Raw genomic sequence first — 25117 nt, 5'->3', positions numbered from 1 at the left:
GGCAAAGGCGGCAACTCGATTGTAAGACCCCATGTAGCCCAGCGCGACTAGGTCAGCATGCAGTTGCTTCACTGACCGTCGCTGCTTGCGCGACTTCGCCATCTCAGCGCGCAGCCACGCCGCAAGCTTGTCCGCAAATGGGTCGAGCCTGCTTGGTCGCTCCGGCACCGCGAACTTCGGCTCAATAATGCCGGCCTTCAAATACTTCCTGATCGTGTTCCGCGACAAACCCGTCCGGCTGGCAATCTCCCGGATCGGCAGCTGCTCCCGCAAGGCCATCCGGCGGATAACATTCAAAAGTCCCATGTGGATCACTCCAGTGCCCCCGCCGCTCGCCGCGTTCGGGGAAGGCTCACATGGGTCAAATCTCACTGGAAATTACGCGCTCTCCCGGGTCAGTTCTGAGCGGAAATCAACACTCTAGCTCCTTCATGCGCTTGATCTGGTCGGTCTTCAGCCCACCGTACTCCTGCCGCCAGCGGTAGTACGTGACATCGGTTACGCCGATCGCGCGCACCGCGTCCGCGACCGCTGTGCCTTGCGCGGTCATCACATCAACCTGCCGCAGCTTGGCAATGATCTCCTCAGGCTTGTGCCTCTTTCCCATCTGATCCGCCCTCCTTGGCTCCAAGAGCCTTGTTACAGGGCGGACCACTTCAATGGGGGCGGATCATCTAGCCGCTTTCTTTCCCGATCAGCTAATGTCCTGGTAGACCATAACGGCACGCGTCAAACGCTCGTGCATATCGATGGGAAGCCTCGTCCTTCGGGACGAGACTTTTTCTCGTGACGGTGAGCGAGACAAATGCAGGGAGTTGAATATCTCCCGGCAATCGGATTTCCGACATCGCAGCCCTCAATGTCGTTTGGGTGCTGGTACGTCGTCCAGCCGCAAGGACGTCGTGCTTGAGCGCGAGGCGGTGCGTCTCCTCCTTGAGAAACAGGTGGACGGCATCATCGTTGCGCCAGCGGACACGGCCCGGCTGCTACTATGTCTACGGCTTCCATGTCCGCAAGTACGGGTGCATCTTTAACCGCGCCCATCCTCCAGGTCGCCGTTTGAAGACTTATCGGTGACTGCTCCAGATTGTGCCCGGATATCGCCCGGGCGACGGGCGGAGAACGGCCCAACTGCCTTCCCAGGGATCGATCCTACCGTCCACTTGCCGACGCCGTCTCGCCTTTGAACCAATCGAGGATCTCCGACCCGGTCCAGTGAACCACACCCTCATGGCCGAGGATGTGGTCATAGAGCATCTCCAGATACTTGATCCGGTGGGGCGCGCCGGTGAGGTAGGGGTGGATCGAGATCGCCATGACGCGAGGCTGATCCGCGCCGTCCAGGTAGAGGCGGTCGAACTGGTCGACCCCGCGCCGGTAGATCTCGTCCGAGCGGTGCCCCTGGACGGCGGTCATTACCACGTCGTTGATCTCCACCGTGTACGGCACGGAAACGATCGGCCCGGAGGCGGTCGAGAGGGTGACCGGCTGGTCGTCCAGGCACCAGTCGCAGACGTATTCGATGCCCGCCGCGGCCAGGTGGTCGAGGGTGTCCATCGTTTCGGTGAGGCCCGGCGATTCCCAGCCGCGCGGCGCCTTGCCGGTCAGTTGGCGGATCGCCTCGATGGTGTCGCGGATGGCGCCCGGCTGGTCCTCCACCCGGTGCATCGGCCGCTGCACGAAGCCGTGCCCGATGAAATCCCAGCCCGCTGAGTGGGCTGCCTCGCAAGCGGCCGCATAGACCCGGCAGGCCGACCCGTTGACGGCGAAGCTCGCCTTGAGGCCGCGGGCGCCGAGCACCTCCAGGAACCGCCAGAAGCCGACCCGCATGCCGTACTCGTGCCACGCCCAGTTGGGGATGTCGGGCAGGAGCGGCTGGCCCATGGGCGGCGGCAGGACGGCCCGGGGCATCGGCCCGTCGGGCGACCAGGTCTCCACGTTGACGATGGTCCAGACCGCCACGCGCGCGTCGTTCGGCAGGCGGAGTGGCGGTCGCCGGGTGATCGGCACGAAAGGAAGTCGTCCCCGAATCCGGTCCGGGTCGATGTTGATATCTGCCATGATAATTGCACCTTCAAATCTATTGTTGGCTTCGACGGCCTGGCCGGCCGGCACCTGCTCAGGCTCGCCTTGCGGGAATTCAGCCTCGATGCCCGGCGACACCACGCAACTGGGCATCAGCCGTGGGCCGAGAACGCGTCCGCTATCGCCTGCCGGTCCGCGCCACCGAAAAGGAGCACGGCAAGGAGCAGGCGCGCCTTGTGGGGCGAAAGCCCGCCGGACGAGATCAGCCCCCTGGCGAGGAGGTCCATCTCCGATCCGGGGAAGCCATAGGTGTGCCGGAAGACCGACCCGCCCGGCACTCGCGTCGCTAGCACCACCGGCATGCGGCTGCACGCCGCCTGAAGCGGATCGACGAGCGCGGCCGGAACGTGGCCCGCGCCCATGGCTTCCAGCACGAGCCCCTGATAGCCGAGGTCCGGGAGGGCCCGGATCAAGCGGCCGTCGTCGCCGAGCGTCACCTTCGCAATCGCCACAGGGGGCAGGTCCGTCGCGTCCGGGGGGATCGGCGGAGCCTTCGGGCGCCTCGGCGACAGGGAAATGCGGGCCTCGCCCTCCATCACGTGGCCGAGAGGGCCGAAGCCTGGCGACGCGAACGCCGAGGGCAGGCCCGTATGGGTCTTCTCCACCAGCCGGGCCGCATGGATCTCGTCGTTGAGGACCACCAGCACGCCCTGCCCGCGCGCGGCGGGCGCGGCGGCGACGAGGGTAGCGGCTAGGAGATTGGCGTGGCCGTCCGCGCCGGGAGCGCCGGCGCCGCGCATAGCGCCGGTCACCACCAGCGGCTTGTCAGCGGTCCAGGCGAGGTCGAGGAGGAAGCTGGTCTCGTCGATGGTGTCGGTTCCCTGCACCACGACGACCCCCGCGGCGCCAGTCTCCACTGCCGCGGCGGCAAGCGCCCGCACCTCGGCGATCTGCGGAAACGTCAGGGAGGCGCCGGGTACGAGGAAGGGCGTGGCAACGGAGATGTCGGCGGCGCCGGCGAGAGCCGGGACCGCCGCCACCAGGTCGGCCCCGGTGAGCGACGGCGCGATCCCGCCGGTCGCCTGGGGCGCCATGGTGATCGTGCCCCCGAGAACGATGATGTGGACGGTCGGATGCATGCGTGTCCCGCGGAGTTCCTGGTGGTGGACGCGCCCGTCCGTTTCGGGCGAAGGGCGCGTCCGTTCAGCGGTTGTCGTCGGAGCGCCAGAAGATCAGCTTGCGGTCCAGCCATTCCAGCAGGAAGTAGCCGCCGGCCCCGATGAAGGCGAGCACGACCACCACGGCGAAGACCCGGTCGATGCGGAGCTGGTGATTGTAGAGCTCCACCAGGTAGCCGAGGCCCTCCGAGGCGCCCACGAACTCGCCGACAATGGCGCCGATCACCGCGAAGGTGAGAGCGGCTTTCACGCCCGCGAAGATGACCGGCAAGGCGTGCGGCAGCGACACCTTGCGGAAGGTCTGCATCGGCGTCGCCTTCAGCGAGCGCATCAGCTTGCGGGCGTCGTCCGGCACGCTCTCCAGGCCCACCATGGTGTTGATGAGGACCGGGAAGAAGGAGATGACCACCGCCATCACGACCTTGGAGCTCTGCCCGAACCCGAACCAGGCGATGAAGAGCGGCGCGAACACGATCTTCGGGATCGCCTGGAAGCCGACCACGAACGGATAGGCGATGCGCTTGGCGGTCGGCCAGACGGCGAGCGCCGTTCCGAGCATCAGGCCGATCGCGGTGCCGAGGACGAAGCCGACGAGGATTTCCGTCAGCGTCACGCTGAAGTGGCGCAGGAAGAAGTCCGTCTGCACCAGCGACCAGAGCGCGGCGGCCACTTGCGAGAAGGCCGGCAGGATGATGGGCGACACAAGCCCGGCCCGCGGCGCGATCTCCCAGGCGGCGATGATGACGGCGACGATCGCCAGCGAATAGAGCCGGTAGCGGAGCCGCTCGGCCCGCTCCGGGTCCCGCGCGGCCAAGGCGGGCGGGGCTGAATCAGTGATCGCCATGGGTGTTTCCCAGAATGCCGCGGACCTTGAAGATGAGGTCCGAGAAGGATTGCTTCTGCATGGTGTCGATCGTGCGCGGGCGCTCCAGGTCGATGTCCACGATGCCGGAGACCTTGCCGGGCCGCGGCGTCATCACCACCACCCGGTCCGACATGAAGACGGCCTCGGTGATGTTGTGCGTCACGAAGAGCACCGTGATGCCGGCCGCCTGGGTGATGCGCATCAGCTCCAGGTTCATGGCTTCCCGGGTGAACTCGTCGAGCGCGCCGAACGGCTCGTCCATCAGCAGAACGTCCGGCTCGTAGGTCAGCACGCGGGCCAGCGCTACGCGCTGCTGCATGCCGCCGGAAAGCTGGCGCGGGTAGGCGTCGACGAAGGCGCCGAGGCCGACGGCATCGATCACCGCGCGCGCTTTGTCGCGGATGTCGGCCTCCTTGAGGCCGAACACCTCGGCCGGCATCAGGACGTTTTTCTCCACGGTCCGCCACGGCAGGAGGACCGGCGTCTGAAACATGAAGCCGACCTGCCGCGACGGCTCGGTCACCGGCTGGCCGTTGACGTGGGCCACGCCGCCGGAGGCCGGCAGGAGGCCGGCCACCATGTTGAGGAAGGTGGACTTGCCGCAGCCGCTCGGCCCCACGAAGGCGATGAACTCGCCCTTGCGGATCTCAAGGTCCACGTCTCGGAGGGCGACCACGTCGCTGCCGCCGAGCTTGAACGTCTTCGACAGACCCTTCGCGGTGACGATGGGTGCGCCGAGACCGGCCGGCCGGGGCGTCGCGCCCCGGCCCCGCATCGGAATGGAAGCCGTCATGGTCATTCGGCCACCACGGCGGCCTTGTCGAACCCGTTGGCCTTCTCGATGAGCGAGGAGTCGAGCGCGGCGCCGAGGTCCACGTCGGCCGCAAGGCCGCCCTCCTCCTCGGTGCCCTGGCGCAGGAAGTCGTGGTAGGCCTGGAAGCCGGCGGTGTAGTGGGTGCCGAGCGGCTGGTCGGCCAGCGCCTGCGGCGGCGTCTTCAGGATGTGCGCCGCCTCCCAATTGGCCTTGGCGAGCGCCCCGTCCTCGAACTCCTCCGGACGGATTTTCGTCGCCATTTCGAAGGCCTTCTCGTCATGGGCGGCCGCGTAGGCGACCCCCTTGGCGACGGCGCGGAGGAACCCCTCGTACTTGGCGGGGTCGGCCTGAAGCGCCTCGGCCGTCACCACCACGCCGTTGGCGGGGAAGTCCTGCGCCTGCTGGGGCAGGATGGTGGTCATCTCGATGCCGCGGGCGCGGATGGCCGCAAGGTCGAAGAGGCTCGACGAATAAGCGTCTACCTGGCCGCTCTGGAGCGCGTCCACCGTGAGGGCGGAGCCGTCGCCGACCGGCAGCAGCTGCACATCCGAGCCCTCGGCGAGACCGGCCTCGGCCAGCACCGCGCGCACCAGCGGCACCTCGCCGCCAGAGAGATCCGAAACGCCGACCTTCTTGCCCTTGAGGTCCGCGATCGTCTTGATGCCGGATGAGCTGGTGGCCGCCAGCGTGAAGATGTTGGCGTACTGGTAGGAATAGATCCACTTCAGGTCGTAGCCCTGGGCCACGGCGTTGAGGAAGGCGCTCGGGGCCGGCAAGGCCGCGTCGGCATTGCCGGCAATCACCTGCTGGACGGCGGCGCTCGACCCTCCGGCGTCCTGGAACTCCACGTCCAGGCCTTCCGCTTCGAAGTAGCCGAGTTCGTCGGCGATGTAGAACGGGTGGTACTGGTTGACGCTCTCCACCGGGAACATGAACCGAAACGACTTCAGCTCCTGGGCAAGAGCCGTGCCCGACATGAACACCACCGTCGCGGCGCAGGCCACGCCGATGGACCGCGCATAGGCTGAATTGAGCTTCGTCATCTGTCTGTTCCCATCTCGTCTGGTGTGGCTGCCGGACTGCTTCTCCTCGGGATCGAGGGGCGCCGATCAATCTCGTTGTACCTCCAGGACTAATATATTAGATTCTAGATATCAAGGCGGGTTGACGCGATTGTATGCACGACCCACTCGTGGGCAGATGGCGCGAACGGCCGGTGCGGATAGGGGTCGCACAGGGGCCGAGGGCTCGCGCAAGAGGCGGAGGGGGAGACGAGAATGGATCTGACGGAAGCGGAACGCTCGGCTGTCCGGTCGGTCAGCCGCAAGGATGCCGTCCTCGCCGTGCTGCGGGCAGGGATCATCGATGGCCGCCTGGGACCGGGGGCCCGTCTCGACCAGAACGAGATCGCCCAGTCGCTCGGCGTCAGCCGCATGCCGGTGCGCGAGGCCCTAAAGCAGCTGGAGACCGAAGGCCTCGTGGTGGTCTACCCCTACCGAGGTGTAGAGGTCGCCCGGCTGGACCCGGAGGCCATCACCGAACTCTTCGGCATCCGCATCGCGCTGGAACGGCTGGCCGTGTCCCGCGCTGCCGTCAACCTGACCGCGCCGCACCTGAAGGCCATGCAGGCGATCCTCAAGAAGATGGACCGCAGCGTGACCCTCGGCGGGGTCGACGACCCCTGGATGCGGCAGAACCGGGAGTTCCACACCATCATCAACGAGGCGAGCGACTGGCCGCGCCTCGTGGAGACCATCGACCAGTTTCGCAGCAATGTGGAGCGCTACGTGCGCTACTACCTGCGCACCCGCGGCCGCGAGCAGTCCCAGCTGGAGCACTGGCAGCTTTACGAGGCCTGCGCCAGGCGGGATTCGGCCGCCGCCGCGGCCATGATCGAGCAGCACCTCCAGAACACCGCGGACGCGCTGATCGGAGCCATCGGCGCCGGCGAGGCCGCGCCCGCCCTGAAGCCCTCCGCGGCGACGGACTGACCCGTCCGGCCGCGCCCCGTCCCCTATCAGTCAAAGGCATGTCGTGACCTTCCCAGCAGCAGCTCCCCAGACGCCCGTCCGTCGGATCGACATCCACGCCCATTACTATCCCGAGCGCTTCATTGATCTCATGGAATCGGAAGGCTGCCGCTGCGGGGCATGCGTGCGCCGCGATGCCCGTGGCCCAGTGATCGACGCCGGGCCGTTGCACGCGGGCCCGCTCGCCCGCCGCTTCATCGACATCGACCTCCGCGTCGCCGACATGGACGCCCAGGGCGTCGACATGCAGGCGCTCTCGCTCACCCAGCCCATGGTCTACTGGGCCGACGCCCCGCTCGCCCGGCGCCTGTCGGCGGTGTTCAACGATGAACTGGTCGCCGCCCACGAGCGCTACCCGAACCGCCTCGTCGGCCTGGCCATGCTCCCCGTCCACCACGCCGACGAGGCCCTCGCCGAGCTGGAGCGCGTGCGGCAGGCACCGGGCATCCGGGGCGTCTACATGGGCACCGCGATCGGCGACATGGACCTGTCCGACGAGCGGCTCTTCCCGGTCTTTGCGGCCATTGAGGACAGCGGCCTGCCGATCTTCCTGCACCCTTTGAAAGTGCTCGGCATGGAGGACCGATTGAAGCCCTATTTCCTGGCGAACCTGCTCGGCAATCCGTTCGACACCGCGGTGGCGGCGGCCAAGCTGATGGCCGGCGGCGTCCTCGACCGGTTCCCCCGCCTATCCTTCGTGCTGCCGCACGGCGGCGGCGCCCTCCCCTTCCTGGTCGGACGGCTGCAACACGGCTGGCGTGTCCGCCCGGAACTCGCCCACATGGCCGCCGGCCCGGAGAGCTACCTCCGCCGCTTCTTCTACGACACCATCACCCACTCGGACACGGCGTTGGAGTATCTGATCGACCTGGTCGGTCCGGACCGCGTCCTCCTCGGCAGCGACTACTGCTTCGACATGGGCCTGGAGCGCCCGGTCGAGGCGGTCGGCCGCCAGGAAGCGTTGGCGCCGGAACAGCGGGAAGGCATCCTCGGCGGCAACGCCGCGCAGCTGCTCCGGCTACACCCCTGACCGGGGCTTGCGGAGTGGTCCGAACCCCAATATTGGAGCGCCGGAGGTTAGGGTTTCCTGCCTTCCTCACGGTGGCGGGCTGGCTGCGCCACCGGGGTTCCGCAATGAGATCGGGACCTTGTTCCCGATCGCCCCGTGCGGGCGTTCCTCGTTGTAGTAGCTGCGCCAAGCCACCAAATTCTCGCGTGCGTCTGCAAGGGTCATGACCCACTGCGCGTTCATGCACTCGCTCCGGATCGGCTGTTGAAGGCTTCGGCGATGGCGTTGTCGGTCGGCTTCCCGGGCCGGGAGAAGTCCAGGGTGACGCCGTGGGCATAGGCCCACAGGTCGAGGTCGCGCGAGACGAACTCCGACCCCTGGTCGACGCGGATCGTCTTCGGATAACCTACCCGCCGGCAGGCTTCGTCGAGCGTCCGGACCACGTCCTCGCCGCGGTAGGTCAGGCATGCGTCCAGCACCGGCGAGAAGCGCGAGTAGATGTCGACGACGGCCAGCACCCGGATCTTGTGGCCGGTGGCGAGCTGGTCGTGGAGGGAGCCGAAGGCGGGCGCGCTTCCATGGCCCAGACGTCGTTGGGACGGACTGCTGGCCTCCGGTCGTCGCGGAGCTTGGCTCTGACTCGCCGCTTCGGGACCTTGTTCCGGAGCTGCAGGCCTAAATCCCTGTAGAGCTTGTACGTTCTCTTGTGGTTCACCTGCCATCCCTCGCGCTGGAGCAGGACCTGCACGCGCCTATACCCGTAGCGGACGCGCGTGTCACAGATCTCCCGGATGCGAGCCTTCAGGCGGGCCTGGTGGGGCCGACGCGAGCGGTAATGAAAGGTCGACGTGTCGAGTTCGAGGACCCGGCAGGCTCGCCGGATCGACACGCCCCATTCACCCCGCACCGTGTCGACAAGCTTGCGCTTGCGACTAGGCCTCAGATTTAGTGGGATGGTCCGCCCCGCCCCGTCCTCCCGTCGCACCCTGCACCCGCGGGGGCAAACCGGAGGAGCTGATCATGATGCGCAACAAGTCTCGTGGTGCCGCGGTCTACGGCATCGACCTTGGGAAGAACCTGTTCCACGTCGTTGGTACCGACACGGAAGGGCGCCCCGTTCAGAAACTGAAGTTCCGCCGCGACACGCTGCTGACCTTCTACCCGACCCACAATGCGCTTCGTCGAGGTGAAGACGCCGGAGCAATCGGACCTGCAGGCCCTTCACCGAATTCGGGATCAGCTGGTCGGTAGCCGAACGCGACTGATCTGCCAGATGCGTGCCTTCTGCCTGGAGTCCGGTGATGCGATCCACCAGGGCGTAGTCAAGTTCAAAGCCGATCTGCCCGGCGCTATCGCCAACAATGAGAATGACCTCACGCCGGTGATGCGCCGACCGCTATCCGACCTCTTCGAAGACCGCGAACGACTGCTCGGCGACAAGGCGTTGCAAGTCGAGACGCAAGCAACCTCATATGGGTAGAAAAACGCGTACTTCCCTCTGTGGATTAGAAGCAGGCAGGCGGCTCCCGATCCGACTCCTGAGGCCGCTAATACATGCCGCCAATAGCGTGTGTAGTGGTCCGGGAAGACCGGACCCTTCGCCCCCAGGCGAGCCCCTGCGTCAGAGCATCGACTTGATCGTCATACCGGCCTGGAAACGCCAACAGCTCCGCCTCGAATGCTTCGAGCCAACCCGCTCGCGTCGGAAGCAGAACTGAGCCGGCGGCAAAAAGATCAGACTGCGCGATGAGCCTTGCCCGTTTGTCGGTGTCCGGACGATAGCTCGTCACGCTCAAATGCTGCTCGCGGAGGCTCTGGATCAAACCCTTGCTGATTGGTGACTCCTCAATCAGCAACGTTCCTGCGCCGTAGTTCGCTTTGAGTTCTAGCACCGCTCTGGCGGCTTGCAATAGCCCACATCGTACGAAGGCGCGGCTGGTTCCGCCCTTGCTGAAGAGGTGGTGCTGCGCGCCGTCTGGGCAGGCCGGAGAGATTTTGGTGTTTTCGACATTAGAGACCTCCTCAGGCAGAGGCCCGCGGCCGCTTGGCCCGGGCTGAGATGGAGGATGAGGCCGACTTTGGTAAGCCGCACTTGCGCGGGCTCGGTTTCACGGAGACATGTTTTGCCGTGCGCAGCGCTCTCTCATGCTCGTTGAAGGTCTCGCCTGGCTCGCCGTGGACGGCGTCCTTGCCCGTAAAGGCTTGCCAGCGGCGGACTGCGGCATCGATGTAGCGGGGCTCGATCTCAAGCCCGTACCCCACCCGCCCGACCCGCTCGGCTGCGAGGATCGTAGTGCCCGAGCCGCAGAAGCTGTCGAGCACCACAGCGCCTCGTGTGGTGCAGTCCTTGATAGCGTCCGCCACCATCGCAACGGGCTTCACGGTCGGGTGCACCGTGAGTTCGTCGGTGGGGCCCGTGCGGAAGGTATTCACACCGGCATAGCGCCAAACGTTCGAGCGCGACCGCCCATAGCGGCCAAGCTCGACGTTGTTGACGTGAGGAGCATCGCCGACCCGAAAAACGAAGATGAGCTCATGCTGGGAGCGGTAGAACGAGCCCTGGCCCGCATTGGATTTCGCCCAGACCGCCAGGTTGAGGAGCGCGCCGTAAGCTACCTCGCCGGCCGCGAGGAGTTCTCCTAGGTGCCTCCAGTCCATGCACACGAAGTGCACGGCTCCTATTTGCGAAACAGAGGCACAAGCTGTCAGGGCTTCCATCAGGAAGGCGGTAAATCCCTCCTTCGTGAGCTCACCGGACGCGACCGCAAACTCCTGGTGCTTGGTGCGCCCGCGTCCGACGATGCTTGCCACTCGAACATTGTAGGGCGGGTCGAGGAACGCCAGCGTGGCTTTCTGGCCATCCATAAGGCGCGCCAGGTCCTCAGGACTCCGCACATCACCGCACAGGAGGCGATGCTTGCTGAGAAGCCAGAGGTCACCAGGGCGGCTAATCGGGCGCTGGTCGGAAGAGGTCGAGGGTACCGCGTCGGCGGGATCGGCAGCGTGCTCCTCATGATCAGAGAGGATGCCGTCGACCTCCGGGGGCGCGAACCCGGTCAGGGAAAGCTCAAGACTCTCAAGCTCCAGCAGGCCCTGCAGTTCCGGCAGTTCAAGCGCCAGAATCTCGCGATCCCAACCGGCCTGCTCGGCCAACTTGTTGTCGGCGAGCCTGTAGGCGCGCTTCTTTGCATCCGAGAGGCCCGGCACGACAACAACCGGGACCTCCTTCAGCCCCAGAAGCTTTGCTGCGGCAAGGCGGCTGTGGCCGGCAAGCAGCACGTTGGCCTCGTCGATCAGAAGGGGGGGCGTTGAAACCAAACTGACGGATGCTCCCTGCGATCTCTTCAATCTGCTTCTTGGAGTGGGTGCGAGCGTTGCGCGGGTGGACCTGTACGGCGCTCGTGCGCCATTGCTCATAGCGATTGGTCATGACGACCTCACTCAGGTTAGGCCGGACACGAGCGCTCGTGCTCGCACCTGGCGATTCATAGGATCAGGGAGAGTTGAGGTCAGACCGGATCGCGAGAGGTACCGCGCATTACCTGGCACTTCGCGCTGACCGTTTCAGGGTCCATCTCGTGGACGCTTAACGGCCGCGGCCTACGAACTCGTCGCGGGCCGGTCCCGCGCGGCTCGCGCGCAGGTCTGACATTAGGCTGGCCACCAGAGTCACTGCCTCGCAGGCGCCCGGCGTCGGACGTTGTCCAACAAGAAGGCGCATCAGGTCATGAGCCCTCGGCCCAGATCTGATGATGAGTTCCACCGGCTGCACGACTTGGAGCAGACGATGAGATAAGAGCCTGCTCTAGGCTCTCGACCGGAGAACTTGCTCTGGTACCCGGTAACATGAACTTAAGCACACAGCCTTAGTTCCGTTGCCGTTACCTTTATCGCACCAAACGTTACGCGACTTCCATATCTTTCGTCAAGTGTCCCTGTTCCCGCTGATCCAACTCGAGCTGCACTAAATCCAATTCCCTGCTACTGCAATCTGGGAATTCACAACTTATGTTTCTGAAAAGTTTTATAGATCGGGTGCCAGGGAATGGGCCAATCCCTGCTTTTCCCACGAGATTCCCTATTCTTTCCCGTTAAACAGGGATGAGGCCATCAGAGACGGGTTCGCGCCCGACTGCCTGCACCACCACCGGCTCCGGTCCTGCGAACGGTTCCGCCCTGGACGGCTGGCCCTCGCTTTCCATCTCTTCTTTCGAAACCGTCGTCGTCGGAGGAGAGACCGGTCCATGCCGCACGCCATGCTGGCCTTCGTGCTCGTCGTCCTGGCGGCCGCCCCGGCGCGGGCGGACGAGGCGGTGTGGGCGGCGTTGCGGGAACCGGGGGCGCACGCCCTGATGCGGCACGCCCGGGCGCCCGGGACCGGCGACCCGGCCGGCTTCCGGCTCGGCGACTGCGCCACCCAGCGCAACCTCGACGAGACCGGGCGCGCGCAGGCGAGCCGCATCGGCCGGGCGATCCGCCAAGCGGGCGTCGAGGTCACCAGGGTGCTGACCAGCGGCTGGTGCCGGGCGCGCGAGACGGCCGAGCGGCTCGCGGTCGGCCCCGTCGAGCACGAGCCCGCCCTCGACTCCTTCTTCGGCAACCGCGGCCGCTCCGGCCTGGCGACCGAGGCCCTCGAGGCGCGGCTCGCGGACCTCGGCGACGAGAAGGCCGTGCTCGTCACCCATCAGGTCAACATCACGGCGCTGACCGGCATCTTCCCCGCTTCCGGTGAACTCATCGTGATTTCACGGACGGCCGCAGGCGAGGTGAAGGTGCTGGGACGGGTCCTGATCGACTGAGGACCGCCCGGCGGTCCCAACCTCACGAGGCTCATCATGCGCGCGTCCCTTCCCGCCGCCGCCCTGATCTTCGCTCTTTCGGCCGGCATCGGCTTCGCCCACCACGGGTGGCGATGGGCCGAGGACGGAAACTTCGAACTCACCGGCACGATCCGCGAGGCCCGTCTCGGCAATCCGCACGGCCTTCTGACCGTGGACGCGAACGGCGAGGCCTGGACCGTGGAGGTCGGCCAGCCCTGGCGGAACGAGCAGGCCGGCCTCACGGACGACAAGCTGAAGCCGGGCGTCGAGCTGACCGCCAGCGGCCACCGCTCCAGCGACCCGGCGCAACGGCTGATGAAAGCCGAGCGCATCACCATCGACGGTACGGTCCACAACCTCTACCCGGACCGGGACTGACCCGTGGACGCTCTGCTGGCGGCCCTGGAGGCTACGGCGGTCGCCCGCTTCCTGAAGGTCTCCTGGTGGGCCTATCCGCTCGTCAACGTGGTCCACGTGCTCGGCCTCGCGGCCCTGTTCGGCGCGATCCTGGTGCTGGACCTCCGCCGCCTCGGCGCGTGGGGCCGCATCGACGAGGCCGCCCTGGCGGGGCCCGCCGTGCGGGTGGCGGCGTCGGGAGTGGCCGTGGCGGCCGTGTCCGGCGTGCTGCTCTTCAGCGTGCAGGCCGCCCAGTATGCCGCCATGACGGTGTTCCAGGTGAAACTGGCCGCGGTGGCCGTCGGCCTCCTCAACGCCGGCGCCGCGCATCTCATGGAGGTCGGCCGACGGCGGCCGGCTGTGCCGGCGGCGGTCTCCGTCCTGGCCTGGACGGTCGCGATCGTCGCGGGCCGCCTGATCGGCTACTGGGAAAGTTGACCGGAACGGGCTGGCGTTTCGCGGCCCGCCGCCGTTCAATGCCGCCGGACGCGCCCGCCGGCGCCCCGTCGATCCCGCGAGACCGCCATGGACACCTCCCCCGCCGACCGGCCGAACCGGCTGCCCTGGCCGCCCATGATCCTCCTCGGCACCCTGTTCGCCGGCGTGACCCTGGAGGCCCTGGCGCCGACGAGCCTTCCGGTTCCGGCGGCCGTCGGCCTCGCCCTGGTGGCGGCGGCCCTTGCGGTCGACGTCTGGGCCATGGTCACCATGGCGCGGGCGAAGACCAACATCCTGCCGCATCGGGCCGCCGACCGGCTGGTGACCTCGGGCCCGTTCCACTTCTCGCGCAACCCCATCTATGTGGGCAACGCGGCCCTCATCGCCGGCTGCGGCATCGCGGTCGGCTCCGTCTGGCTCCTCGCGCTCGCGCCGGTCGCCGCCTACGCCACCCATCGCCTCGCCGTTCTCAGGGAGGAGCGGCACCTCGCCGCCCGCTTCGGCGAGGCCTGGGCCGCCTACGCCCGGTCCACGCCGCGCTGGCTCGGCCCGCGCGGGCGCGCTTGAGCGCGTCCGGGACGAGGGCGAGAGGCCGGGCGGATCCGACCCGCGCGGGTCGAGCCTTCGGCGTCGCGCGGCCCCTCTCCCGCGCCCCCTCCGGCGATCGCGGTGGATCGTGGCGACGCGGTGTTGACCGCCTCCGGCCCTTCCCCTATGGTCCGCCCCCGCGTCGAACCGCCGGTCCGCCGCGCCCTTGACCGCACCCGGACGGCCGCGCCGTCGCCGAGGCGGTCCCGCGAGCGGCTGGCGTCCGCCGCATCGTTTTTGCTCTTGCGGGACAATCCGAAGATCCGTCGACCCTTGCGGCAAGCCGCTGCCGGGGCCACTTGGTCGCGGAATATCCGCCGATGGAGACCGCCGATGTCTGACACCCTGAACGCCTGGGCCGAGCCCGTTCCGACCGCCGTGCTGGTGCTGGCCGACGGCACCGTGATCGAGGGCTTCGGCATCGGCGCCCGCGGGTCCGCGGTCGGCGAGGTCTGCTTCAACACGGCCATGACCGGGTACCAGGAGATCCTGACGGACCCGTCCTACGCCGGCCAGATCATCACCTTCACCTTCCCGCACATCGGCAACGTGGGCGTCAACGACGACGACATCGAGACGGTGAATCTCTCCGCCTCCTCGGGCGTGCGCGGCGTGGTGCTGAAGGCCGACGTGACCGACCAGTCCAACTGGCGCGCCGCCCGGCGGTTCGACGCCTGGCTCGCCGCCCGCGGCATCATCGGCATCGGCGGCGTGGACACCCGCGCGCTGACGTCGCTCATCCGCCAGAAGGGCATGCCGAACGCCGTGATCGCCCACGATCCGGACGGCCGGTTCGACCTCGACGACCTGAAGCGCCAGGCGGCCGCCTGGGGCGGGCTGGAAGGGCTCGATCTCGCCAAGGAGGTCTCGTCCACCCAGTCCTACGGCTGGGACGAGAAGACCTGGGCCTGGGGCGAGGGCTACGCCAAGGTGGAGGCGCCCCGGCACCACGTGGTCGCCATCGACTTCGGCGTGAAGCGCAACATCCTGCGCCTTCTCGCCGACCAGGGCTGCAAGGTGACCGTGCTGCCGGCGACCGCCACGGCGGAGGACGTGCTCGCCCTCGAGCCGGACGGGGTGTTCCTCTCCAACGGCCCGGGCGATCCGGCGGCGACCGGCGAGTATGCCGTGCCGACCATCAAGGCCGTGATCGACCGGGGCATCCCGACCTTCGGCATCTGCCTCGGCCACCAGATGCTCGGCCTCGCCGTGGGCGCCAAGACCGTCAAGATGCACCAGGGCCATCACGGCGCGAACCATCCGGTCATGGATCACACCACCGGCAAGGTGGAGATCACGTCCATGAACCACGGCTTCGCGGTGGAGACCGCCACCCTGCCGGACACCGTGGAGGAGACCCACGTGTCGCTCTTCGACGGTTCCAACGCCGGCCTGCGACTGAAGGACAAGCCGGCCTTCTCGGTGCAGTACCATCCGGAGGCGAGCCCCGGCCCGCAGGACAGCCACTACCTCTTCCGCCGGTTCGTGAACCTGATCCGCGAGCGGAAGGGCGAGGAACTGGTCCCCGAAAGGACCTGACGAGCGGGCCGGACGACCCCGTCCTGTCGACCTCAGGTGGACCGGGTCTCGCCGAGCGCCGGACCCCGGTCCGTCGCCCGCGCGGCGATGACCGCGACGCCGATCGCCAGTAGGATGCCGGCCGCCAGGAACGGCGCGCCCGGGAAGTAGACCGGCGCGTCGGCGCCGGTGAACGCCTCGAACAGCCTCGTCATCAGGATCGGCGACGCCACCATCGTGATGCCCTTCACGCTGGCGATCGCGCCCTGCAGTTCGCCCTGCGCGTCGGCCGGCACCCGGCCGACCGCGATCGAGCGGATCGACGGCTCGATCAGCCCGATGAAGGCGAAGAAGGGGATGAAGGCGAGCATCACCGCGCCGGACGGCGCGAAGGCGAAGCCGAGGAAGCCGACCGCCGCCAGGGCGCAGCCGATCTGGGCCGCGCGCGCCTCGCCGAAGCGCTTCACGATCGGCCCCACGAGGCCACCCATCACCACCGCCATGCCGACGCCGACCGCCGCCAGGCTGAGGCCGATGTCCGCCTCGCTCCAGCCGAACCGGAGCTTGGTCGAATAGGTCCAGATCGCCGGGTTGGCGTCGTGGGCGAGCTGGTAGATGACGATGACGCCGATCAGCGCCAGGAGCGCCGGGAAGCGCGCCAGCTGGGCGAGCGCGCCGAACGGGTTGGCGCGCCGGATGTCGAAGGCGCGCCGCCGCGCCGCCGGCAGCGTCTCCTTCAGCACGAACCAGCCGAACACGAAGTTGGCGAGCGAGAGCGCCGCCGCCGCGAAGAAGGGCACGCGCGGCCCGAGCTCGCCGAGCAGGCCGCCGATCGCCGGCCCGAACACGAATCCGACGCCGAAGGCGATGCCCACGAAGCCGAAGTTGCGCGCCCGGTTCTCCGGCGTGGAAAGATCCGCGATGGCGGCGCCGGCGGTCGTGTAGCTGCCGCCCGCCATGCCGGCGAGCACGCGCCCGGCGAACAGCCAGGGCAGCGACGGCGCGAGGGCGCAGATGAGGTTGTCGACACCGAACATGGCCACGGAGGCGAGGAGCACCGGCCGGCGCCCGAACCGGTCCGACAGGCTGCCGATCACAGGGGCGAACAGGAACAGCATGGCCGAGTAGGCGAAGATCAGCCAGCCGCCGTCGATCGCCGCCGCCTCCACCCCGTCCCCGGTCAGCTCCATCAGGAGCGCCGGCAGGATCGGGATCACCATGGCGATCGCGATCACGTCGAGCGCGATCGTCACGTAGATGAAGACGAGTGTCCTGGCCGTCGAGGTCATGAAGAACGGGGTCCCGGCAATGGCGGATGGCGATGCTGCCGCCATCCATGACCGTGGCCGGCCCGTCTGTCAAAACCGAAGCTGCTGACCGGTCAGAGCTGCGTCGCCTTGAACGTATCGCAGGAGCGCCAGTTGCCCGCCTCGAAGCCGGCCCGGAACCAGCGCTGGCGCTGTTCGGAGGTGCCGTGGTTGAAGCTTTCCGGCACCACGTAGCCCTGGGTGCGCTTCTGGATGGCGTCGTCGCCGATCTGGGTGGCGGCGTTCATCGCCTCCTCGATGTCGCCCTGCTCCAGGAGCCCCTTCTGCGCCGCGTCGTGGGCCCACACGCCGGCGAAGCAGTCGGCCTGGAGCTCGACCCGGATCGACATGGCGTTGGCCTCCTCCTCGCTCATGGTCTGCCGCAGGCGGTTGAACTCCGGCAGGATGCCGAGCACGTTCTGCACGTGGTGACCCACCTCGTGGGCGATCACGTAGGCCTGGGCGAAGTCGCCCGGCGCCTGGAAGCGGCGGCGCAGCTCGTCGTAGAAGGCGAGGTCGATGAAGACGCTCCGGTCCGGCGGACAGTAGAACGGCCCGCTGGCCGCGCTGGCGAAGCCGCAGCCGGAGGTGATCTGCCCGCGGAAGAGTTCCAGCGTGGGCTTCGGATAGGTCTCGCCCTCGGCCTGGAAGATCGTCGTCCAGGTGTCCTCCGTCTCGGCAAGCACGACCGACACGAAGCTGACGAGTTCGCCTTCCTCCGCGGTGCGGGGGCGATCCTCCTCGATGCTCGACATCTGGGAGCCGCCCATCATGCCGCCGAGGTCGCCGGTGAGCACGGACAGCGGGTTCATGCCGAGGAGCCAGAGCACGACCATGGCCACGATGATGAAGCCGATGCTGGGCGCTCCCGCCCGGCGCACGCCGCCGCCCGTCGGCAGGCGAAACCCGCCCCGCCCGCCGAGACCGCCGCCGAGGCCACCGCCTTCGCCGCGCCGGTCCACCACGTTGTCGCTCTCGCGACGCCCTCGCCAACGCATGCTGAAGTCCTCCTCGCCGGCAGACACTGCGATGGGCTGGCGGTTCCTGCAAGCCGCATCCGTGGAAGTCTGAACGAACGAGACGGGCGATGGATCCCGGCCGACGCCTCGGGCCGGTCCGGCGCACCGCGATATGCGCCCGCCACTCCCTTCCGCACAGGCGCTCCCTCTGTGCAGGCGGCCTCGGCTTCGTCTACTGTCGTCCGTCGCAAGCGCAGCCTGGAGCCCCACGCACGATGACGGACGCAATGCAGCGCAAGGCCGGTGACGCCGTCATGACGCCGCAGGCCTTCCGCCAATGGCGAAAGAGCCTCGGTCTCCGCCAGAAGGACGCGGCCGAGCGGCTCGGGCTGAAGAAGCGGATGATCCAGTACTACGAGAGCGGGGACCGGGACGGGAAGACCGTGGAGATCCCGCTGTCCGTGCGCCTCGCCTGCTGGGCGCTCGCCTGCGGCGTCATCGATTTCGACGGCCAGAGGGAGCTGCCCTCGGACGGCGCCGGCGCGGCGGCGGGCGCGGCCGGAAGCGCCGGGGACTGATGTCGGCAAAAGCCGCGCGGCCCCTGCGTCCGCCCGTCGAGACGGCGCGTGTTGGAAATCCTCCGCGCGAGGGTTCCCGACCTGCGCCTTTTCCTCTATAAGCCGCGCGGCTCAGAACACACGACACCCACCAGACGAGACCACCGGTCCGGAACGAAGGCGCAGACTGGCGCTGCCTTCGGCCGCGATGGAACGCGAGCGAACGATGCCCAAGAGAACCGATATCGACACCATCCTGATCATCGGCGCAGGCCCCATCGTGATCGGTCAGGCATGCGAGTTCGACTACTCCGGCACGCAGGCCTGCAAGGCGCTGCGGGCGGAGGGCTACCGCATCGTGCTCGTCAACTCCAATCCGGCCACCATCATGACGGACCCGGACCTGGCGGACGCCACCTACATCGAGCCGATCACGCCCGACATCGTGGCGAAGATCATCGAGAAGGAGCGGGCCGAGCGCCCGCACGACAAGCTCGTCCTCCTGCCCACCATGGGCGGCCAGACCGCGCTCAACACCGCGCTCAGCCTGAAGAAGATGGGCGTCCTCGACCAGCACGGCGTGGAGATGATCGGCGCCACCGCCGAGGCCATCGACAAGGCTGAGGACCGCGAGCTCTTCCGCGAGGCCATGGCCAAGATCGGCCTCGCCACGCCGAAGGCCGCCTTCGTGAACACCTCCGACCTGAAGGCCGCCTTCCGGGCGGAGTACGCCTCGCGCGTCGGCGCCATCAAGGACAGGCACCCCGCCGGCCCGGAGCGCCAGAAGGCGCTCGCGGCCTTCGAGAACGAGTGGTCGCTCGGCGAGCGCGCCCGCCGCGAGGAGCAGATCCTGAAGGCGCAGCTCCAGGCGCTGGAGGCCTCCAAGGTCACCGGCTTGCCCGCCATCGTGCGCCCGTCCTTCACCCTCGGCGGCACTGGCGGCGGCATCGCCTACACGCTGGAGGAACTCTACGAGTTGGTCCTCACCGGCGTCGAGGCCTCGCCCACCTCCGAGGTGCTGGTGGAGGAGAGCGTGCTCGGCTGGAAGGAGTTCGAGATGGAGGTCGTCCGGGACCGGGACGACAACTGCATCATCGTCTGCTCCATCGAGAACATCGACCCGATGGGCGTCCACACGGGGGACTCGATCACCGTCGCGCCGGCCCTGACGCTGACCGACAAGGAATACCAGATCATGCGCGACGCCTCGCTGGCGGTGCTGCGCGAGATCGGCGTGGAAACCGGCGGCTCCAACGTCCAGTTCGCCGTCAACCCGGCGGACGGCCGCCTGGTCGTCATCGAAATGAACCCGCGCGTGTCGCGCTCCTCCGCGCTCGCCTCCAAGGCCACCGGCTTCCCGATCGCCAAGGTGGCGGCGCGGCTCGCGGTGGGCTACACGCTCGACGAGCTCGCCAATGACATCACCGGCGGCGCCACCCCGGCGGCCTTCGAGCCGACCATCGACTACGTGGTCACCAAGATCCCGCGCTTCGCCTTCGAGAAGTTCCCGGGCGCCGAACCGACCCTCACCACCGCCATGAAGTCGGTCGGCGAGGTGATGGCCATCGGCCGCACCTTCCAGGAGTCGCTCCAGAAGGCGCTCCGCGGCCTGGAGACCGGCCTCACCGGCCTCAACGACATCGAGATCCCGTCCCTCGGCCAGGGCGACGACAAGAATGCCATCCGGGCCGCCCTCGGCACGCCGACGCCGGACCGGCTGCGCTACGTGGCCCAGGCGCTCCGTCTCGGCTTCACCGTGGAGGACGTGCACGCGCTCTCCAAGATCGACCCGTGGTTCCTGCGCGAGATCGCCGAGATCGTCGCGACGGAGGAGAAGGTGCGCCGGCACGGCCTGCCGCCGACCGCCGGCGCCTTCCGCCGCCTGAAGGCCCAGGGCTTCTCCGACGCCCGCCTCGGCGAGATCGCCGGCCTCTCCGAAGCCGACGTGAAGGCCAGGCGCCTCGCCCTCGGCGTCACGCCCGTGTTCAAGCGCATCGACACCTGCGCGGCCGAGTTCGCCTCGCCCACCGCCTACATGTATTCCACCTACGAGGTGCCGTTCGCCGGCAAGCCGGCCGACGAGGCCCAGCCGTCCGACCGGAAGAAGGTGGTCATCCTCGGCGGCGGTCCGAACCGCATCGGCCAGGGCATTGAGTTCGACTATTGCTGCTGTCACGCCTGCTTCGCCCTCGGCGACGCCGGCTACGAGACCATCATGGTCAACTGCAACCCGGAGACCGTGTCGACCGACTACGACACCTCCGACCGCCTCTACTTCGAGCCGCTGACCGCCGAGGACGTGCTGGAGATCCTGCGCGTCGAGCAGGAGAAGGGCACGCTCCACGGCGTCATCGTGCAGTTCGGCGGCCAGACGCCCCTGAAGCTGGCGGACGCCCTGGAGAAGGCCGGGATCCCGATCCTCGGCACCTCGCCGGACGCCATCGACCTCGCCGAGGACCGCGACCGGTTCAAGCGCCTCCTCGACAAGCTCGGCCTCAAGCAGCCGAAGAACGGCATCGCCTATTCGATCGAGCAGGCGCGCCTGGTGGCGGGCGAGCTCGGCTTCCCGCTGGTCGTGCGGCCGTCCTACGTGCTCGGCGGACGGGCCATGGAGATCATTCGCGAGGAGGCGGGCTTCGACGCCTACCTGCTCGGCACCCTGCCGGCGCTCGTGCCGGCCGACGTGAAGGCCAAGTACCCGAACGACAAGACCGGCCAGATCAACATGGTGCTCGGCAAGAGCCCCCTCCTGTTCGATCGCTACCTGTCCGACGCGATCGAGGTGGACGTGGACGCGCTGTCCGACGGCGCCGACGTGTTCATCGCCGGCGTCATGGAGCACATCGAGGAGGCCGGCATCCACTCCGGCGACAGCGCCTGCACGCTGCCGACCTATTCGCTGCCCGCCGCCATCGTGGACGAGCTGAAGCGGCAGGCGGCCGCCCTCGCGCTCGCGCTCGACGTGGTCGGGCTGATGAACGTGCAGTTCGCCATCAAGGACGGCGAGGTCTTCGTCCTGGAGGTGAACCCGCGCGCCTCCCGCACCGTGCCCTTCGTCGCCAAGACGATCGGCGAGCCGGTCGCCAAGATCGCCGCCCGCGTGATGGCCGGCGAGAAGCTCAAGAGCTTCGGCCTGACCGAGAAGCCGCTGAAGCACATCGCCGTCAAGGAGGCCGTGTTCCCCTTCGCCCGTTTCCCGGGCGTCGACACCCTCCTCGGCCCGGAGATGCGCTCCACCGGCGAGGTGATGGGCCTCGACCTCGACTTCGCCGACGCCTTCGCCAAGGCCCAGCTCGGCTCCGGCACCCGGGTGCCGACCGCCGGAACGGTGTTCGTCTCCGTCAAGGACGGCGACAAGGAGCGGATTCTCGATGCGGTGAAGCGGCTCTCCGCCATCGGCTTCCGCGTGATGGCGACCGGCGGGACCCAGCGCTTCCTTGAGGAGAACGGCATTCCGGCGGTGAAGATCAACAAGGTGCTGGAAGGTCGCCCCCACATCGTGGACGCGATCAAGAACGGCGAGGTGCAGCTGGTCTTCAACACCACCGGCGGCGCCAAGGCCCATTCGGACAGCCGTTCGCTCCGTCGAGCCGCCCTCTTGCAGAAAGTCCCGTATTATACGACGCTCGCGGGTGCCATCGCGGCGGCGCGGGGAATCGAGGCGTGGTCCAAGGGCACGCCCGAGGTTCGGCCGCTGCAGGCGTATTTCGACGCTGCCGAGTGATCCACGCGGCGGGGACTGGAACCGCGGAGCCCTCTGACCAGGGCCCGCGGAAGGCTTTGTTGCGGACCTCCGTTCGGATGTCGCTTCGTCGACGCGTCCGGGGCCGGACAGGGCGGGACGTCAGATCGCCCCGAAGGGCTACCCGTCCCCGTCAGGAGGACGACAAGGACAACGACTCATGTGCCCGGCGCGCCGAGCGTCGGGCGCGTTGATTTTAGGGAAAGGTTGAACGACCGATGGAAAAGATCCCGATGACCGCTGGAGGGTACGCTGCGTTGGAGCGCGAACTCCAGCGGCGCAGATCCGAGGAGCGGCCCCGCATCATCGCGGCCATTTCCGAGGCGCGGGCGCACGGTGACCTTTCGGAGAACGCTGAATACCACGCCGCCAAGGAAGCCCAGAGCCACAACGAGGGCCGGATTTCCGAGTTGGAGGACATGCTGTCGCGCGCCGAGGTGATCGACGTGTCGAAGCTGTCCGGCAAGACCATCAAGTTCGGCGCCACCGTCACCCTGGTGGACGAGGACACCGAGGAGGAGAAGACCTATCAGATCGTCGGCGACGCCGAAGCCGACGTGAAGGAAGGCCGCATCTCCATCTCCTCGCCGATCGCCCGCGCCCTGATCGGCAAGTCCGTCGGCGACAGCGTGGAGGTGACCGCCCCCGGCGGCGCCCGCGCCTACGAAGTGCTCCAGGTCGCCTTCCGCTGAGAGGGGGACGGCCGACCCGCCCACGGCCAGGAGCCCCACGCTCCGTTCGCGCCCGGCGAGCCCCGTCCCGCCTCGTTCCACCCCTGCCCTGGACGGCCGGATGCCGCGCGTCGACTTCGCCGCGACGGATGTCGTCGCGCCCAATCTCAACCGTCGCTATTCCGGCGTCACGTCCACGGTGATCGCGCTCCTGCCGACGCAGGCGCGCGCCCACCGGATCGCCGGCCTCGGCCCCAACCTGCCGGATCACCTGCCGACGGTCGGCTGGAGGGACGTGCTTCGCGGCGGCTGGACGCCGCCGCCCGGCCGCAGGGCCCGCATCTGGCACGCGCGGCGCAACATCGAGATGGTCTGGGGCCTCGTGCTCGCGCGGGTGCTCCGGCAGCCCTGGCGGCTGGTGTTCACCTCGGCGGCCCAGCGGCGGCACACCGGCTTCACCAAGGCGCTGATCCGCCGTATGGACGCGGTGATCGCCACGTCGCCCGAGGCGGCGTCCTATCTCCAGGTGCCTGCCGTCGTCAGCCTCCACGGGGTCGACACGGCCGTCTACCGACCGGCGGACGACCGCTCCGCCGCGTGGGCGGCGACCGGACTGCCGGGACGGTTCGGCGTCGGCATCTTCGGGCGGGTGCGGCCGCAGAAGGGCACGGACATCTTCGTCGAGGCCCTGCTCGCCACCCTCCCCTCCCGGCCCGACTGGACCGCCGTCGTCATCGGCCTGGAGAAGCCGGAGGACCGCGCCTTCGCCGACGCTCTCCGAAACCGCCTGGACGGCGCGGGCCTCGAAGGCCGCGTCCGCTTTCTCGGCGAACGGCCCGTCGCCGAGATCCCCGGTTGGTACCGCGCCCTGTCGCTGGTGGTCGCGCCGCCGCGCAAGGAGGGCTTCGGTCTGATCCCGCTCGAAGCGATGGCGAGCGCGACGCCCGTGATCGCAAGCCGCGCCGGCGCCCATGTGCACCTGGTGGAGGACTGCGTCACCGGCTGGCTGGTCGACGCCGGCGACGCGACCGCGCTCGCAAGCGCCCTGTCCAAAGCCATGGACCTCACCCCCGCCGAACGCGACGCCCTCGGCCGCGCCGGGCGAGCCCGCGTCGAGGCCGCGTTCTCGATCGAGCGCGAAGCGGAGCGGATCGCGGCGGTGTACGCTGGGCTCGACACGCTCCGGCAGCCATGACGCTCAGCGAACCTTCAGGTCTTCGAGAACGGCCCGGAGGACATCGGAGAGAACCGGCTCGGGGTCGGGCGACGTGCTTGTAGCAATCAATGCGGCGACGACCAGGTCGGCGGGGGCACGCAGCGGAACGACGGAAAGACCTCCGGCCGCAGCCCATGCGGCAACGATCTCGTTGGCCGAGGACGGACTGACGCGCCGCGGCTTCAACGCCACGACGGGGCGACCGGCGGCGAGCGCCTCGGCGATCATGGATTGCGAGTCTTCCGTAACCACCAGGGCATCCGCCGCAAAGATTGCTTCGGCAGAGCCGGCCCCTTCGGCCCGGTGATCGACGAAGCGCTCGACGATCCCGTGTCGCTCCAGCGCCCGACATCGCTCGATGACCGGGACGGGCGTTCGCCGCGAACTCGTCGCTAGCCAACGGACGCCCCGGCTCGCCAGAGCCGCCACCAGATTCTCCAAATCGGTCCAGTCACCGTCGTCGAAATGGTGGCCGTGGGCCGGTCCGCCGACAAGGAGGCCGACGGTCGCGCCGGCAAGATCGCCCGGTGTCGCCAAGGGCCGGGGGGCAGGCAGGTCGGCGCGCCGGATGAGCGTTGGCAAGGGAGCCCACACACAGCCCGAATCGTGCGCCTCCCGTGGATTGTGCACGATCTGGCGGTCCACTTCGGCCGACGGATACCCTGAGACCCGCCCGATGTACAGAAATGGCGCCCCGTGCTGGCGGCGAAGAAACATGCCCGCCGCGATCGTGGGGCGGCCTGAACCGACCAGAAGCCCGGGCGCTGCGCGGTCCGAATCGAACCCGTACAGCCGTCGCAACATGGTACCGGGCGCTCCGCGCCAATGGTTGGCGGCGGCTTTGAGCACCTCGCCATGGGCGTACCACGCGGGCCTGACATCGACCCGATCGACCGCGGCGCCCATCTCGGCAAGTATGCGACCGACAGCCTCGACCTGGTTGAAATGCCCCGGCTTCTTGTCCCTGAGGAGCAGGACCCGCAT

Annotated in this window: 22 protein-coding genes and 3 pseudogenes; 12 read left to right on the top strand and 13 right to left on the bottom strand. The window is 68.2% G+C overall.

Features of this window, described 5'->3' with window-relative positions:
- The 7 genes and pseudogenes from HND91_RS12030 to HND91_RS12000 all read right to left on the bottom strand — a co-directional run.
- Positions 1-306 (bottom strand): annotated as a pseudogene (locus HND91_RS12030) (HTH domain-containing protein); the annotation flags it as partial.
- Between the two features lie 112 nt (positions 307-418).
- Positions 419-607, bottom strand: a pseudogene (locus tag HND91_RS12025) (transposase); the annotation flags it as partial.
- Between the two features lie 545 nt (positions 608-1152).
- Complete coding sequence (locus HND91_RS12020) at positions 1153-2061, bottom strand: polysaccharide deacetylase family protein (RefSeq protein WP_181706792.1); 909 nt, start codon at positions 2059-2061, stop codon at positions 1153-1155.
- Positions 2062-2177: 116 nt separating this feature from the next.
- Positions 2178-3164: an asparaginase gene (locus HND91_RS12015; RefSeq protein WP_181706791.1), complete on the bottom strand. Its 987-nt coding sequence runs from the start codon at positions 3162-3164 to the stop codon at positions 2178-2180.
- A gap of 64 nt (positions 3165-3228) precedes the next feature.
- The gene (locus tag HND91_RS12010) at positions 3229-4047 is read right to left on the bottom strand and encodes an ABC transporter permease (protein ID WP_181706790.1); all 819 of its coding nucleotides are present in this window, start codon (positions 4045-4047) and stop codon (positions 3229-3231) included.
- Positions 4034-4861 carry an ABC transporter ATP-binding protein gene (locus tag HND91_RS12005; RefSeq protein WP_246329424.1) on the bottom strand — a complete coding sequence of 276 codons (828 nt, stop codon included), beginning with the start codon at positions 4859-4861 and terminating at the stop codon, positions 4034-4036. Before HND91_RS12005 ends, HND91_RS12010 begins: the two co-directional genes overlap by 14 nt.
- A 2-nt stretch (positions 4862-4863) precedes the next feature.
- Positions 4864-5925 (bottom strand): ABC transporter substrate-binding protein, encoded by a 1062-nt coding sequence (locus HND91_RS12000; protein ID WP_181706789.1) that lies wholly within the window; start codon positions 5923-5925, stop codon positions 4864-4866.
- Positions 5926-6159: 234 nt separating this feature from the next.
- On the opposite strand from HND91_RS12000, the gene HND91_RS11995 reads away from it, so the two are divergent.
- Positions 6160-6873 carry a GntR family transcriptional regulator gene (locus HND91_RS11995; RefSeq protein WP_181706788.1) on the top strand — a complete coding sequence of 238 codons (714 nt, stop codon included), beginning with the start codon at positions 6160-6162 and terminating at the stop codon, positions 6871-6873.
- A gap of 43 nt (positions 6874-6916) precedes the next feature.
- Positions 6917-7942 carry an amidohydrolase family protein gene (locus HND91_RS11990; protein ID WP_210272670.1) on the top strand — a complete coding sequence of 342 codons (1026 nt, stop codon included), beginning with the start codon at positions 6917-6919 and terminating at the stop codon, positions 7940-7942.
- Positions 7943-8008: 66 nt separating this feature from the next.
- Here HND91_RS11990 and HND91_RS11985 read toward each other — a convergent pair.
- Positions 8009-8864, bottom strand: a pseudogene (locus HND91_RS11985) (IS3 family transposase); the annotation flags it as partial.
- A 228-nt stretch (positions 8865-9092) separates the two neighbouring features.
- On the opposite strand from HND91_RS11985, the gene HND91_RS23350 reads away from it, so the two are divergent.
- Entirely contained in the window at positions 9093-9401 is a 309-nt protein-coding gene (locus HND91_RS23350) for a hypothetical protein (RefSeq protein ID WP_181706787.1), read from the top strand.
- 67 nt (positions 9402-9468) lie between these two features.
- Here the strand turns inward: HND91_RS23350 and terL are convergent, their stop codons facing one another.
- Positions 9469-9813: a phage terminase large subunit gene (gene terL, locus HND91_RS22750; protein WP_181706786.1), complete on the bottom strand. Its 345-nt coding sequence runs from the start codon at positions 9811-9813 to the stop codon at positions 9469-9471.
- Positions 9814-9943: 130 nt separating this feature from the next.
- Complete coding sequence (locus tag HND91_RS11970; RefSeq protein ID WP_343057327.1) at positions 9944-11200, bottom strand: DNA modification methylase; 1257 nt, start codon at positions 11198-11200, stop codon at positions 9944-9946.
- A 965-nt stretch (positions 11201-12165) separates the two neighbouring features.
- Between HND91_RS11970 and HND91_RS11965 the strand changes: the two genes are divergently transcribed.
- The 5 genes from HND91_RS11965 to carA all read left to right on the top strand — a co-directional run bounded on the left by HND91_RS11965 (position 12166) and on the right by carA (position 15702).
- Positions 12166-12720: a histidine phosphatase family protein gene (locus HND91_RS11965; protein WP_181706785.1), complete on the top strand. Its 555-nt coding sequence runs from the start codon at positions 12166-12168 to the stop codon at positions 12718-12720.
- 36 nt (positions 12721-12756) lie between these two features.
- The gene (locus HND91_RS11960; RefSeq protein ID WP_181706784.1) at positions 12757-13119 is read left to right on the top strand and encodes a DUF6152 family protein; all 363 of its coding nucleotides are present in this window, start codon (positions 12757-12759) and stop codon (positions 13117-13119) included.
- Between the two features lie 3 nt (positions 13120-13122).
- A complete protein-coding gene (locus HND91_RS11955) occupies positions 13123-13575 on the top strand; it encodes a DUF2214 domain-containing protein (RefSeq protein WP_181706783.1) in 453 nt (150 codons plus the stop codon).
- An 87-nt stretch (positions 13576-13662) separates the two neighbouring features.
- Positions 13663-14142 (top strand): methyltransferase family protein, encoded by a 480-nt coding sequence (locus tag HND91_RS11950; protein WP_181706782.1) that lies wholly within the window; start codon positions 13663-13665, stop codon positions 14140-14142.
- 354 nt (positions 14143-14496) lie between these two features.
- Complete coding sequence (carA, locus tag HND91_RS11945; RefSeq protein ID WP_181706781.1) at positions 14497-15702, top strand: glutamine-hydrolyzing carbamoyl-phosphate synthase small subunit; 1206 nt, start codon at positions 14497-14499, stop codon at positions 15700-15702.
- 32 nt (positions 15703-15734) lie between these two features.
- On the opposite strand, the gene HND91_RS11940 is transcribed toward carA, so the two are convergent.
- Together HND91_RS11940 and ypfJ are read right to left on the bottom strand one after the other, a co-directional pair.
- On the bottom strand, positions 15735-16970 hold the full coding sequence (locus tag HND91_RS11940; protein ID WP_181706780.1) for a TCR/Tet family MFS transporter: 1236 nt from the start codon (positions 16968-16970) through the stop codon (positions 15735-15737).
- Positions 16971-17062: 92 nt separating this feature from the next.
- Positions 17063-17986, bottom strand: a complete 924-nt coding sequence (gene ypfJ, locus HND91_RS11935; protein ID WP_181706779.1) for a KPN_02809 family neutral zinc metallopeptidase — start codon at positions 17984-17986, stop codon at positions 17063-17065.
- 236 nt (positions 17987-18222) lie between these two features.
- Here ypfJ and HND91_RS11930 point away from each other — a divergent pair, with 236 nt between their 5' ends.
- From HND91_RS11930 to HND91_RS11915, 4 genes are all read left to right on the top strand, one after another.
- Positions 18223-18525, top strand: coding sequence for a helix-turn-helix domain-containing protein (locus tag HND91_RS11930; RefSeq protein WP_210272669.1), 303 nt, complete (start codon positions 18223-18225; stop codon positions 18523-18525).
- Positions 18526-18730: 205 nt separating this feature from the next.
- Positions 18731-22228: a carbamoyl-phosphate synthase large subunit gene (gene carB, locus HND91_RS11925; RefSeq protein WP_181706778.1), complete on the top strand. Its 3498-nt coding sequence runs from the start codon at positions 18731-18733 to the stop codon at positions 22226-22228.
- Positions 22229-22464: 236 nt separating this feature from the next.
- Positions 22465-22938 (top strand): transcription elongation factor GreA, encoded by a 474-nt coding sequence (gene greA, locus HND91_RS11920; RefSeq protein ID WP_181706777.1) that lies wholly within the window; start codon positions 22465-22467, stop codon positions 22936-22938.
- 100 nt (positions 22939-23038) lie between these two features.
- Entirely contained in the window at positions 23039-24112 is a 1074-nt protein-coding gene (locus HND91_RS11915; RefSeq protein ID WP_181706776.1) for a glycosyltransferase family 4 protein, read from the top strand.
- 3 nt (positions 24113-24115) lie between these two features.
- On the opposite strand, the gene HND91_RS11910 is transcribed toward HND91_RS11915, so the two are convergent.
- Positions 24116-25117 (bottom strand): ELM1/GtrOC1 family putative glycosyltransferase, encoded by a 1002-nt coding sequence (locus HND91_RS11910; protein ID WP_181706775.1) that lies wholly within the window; start codon positions 25115-25117, stop codon positions 24116-24118.

The sequence above is a fragment of the Chthonobacter rhizosphaerae genome, from assembly GCF_013839525.1.
Lineage (GTDB): Bacteria > Pseudomonadota > Alphaproteobacteria > Rhizobiales > Pleomorphomonadaceae > Chthonobacter > Chthonobacter rhizosphaerae.
This window is presented reverse-complemented; position numbering and strand designations above follow the sequence as displayed.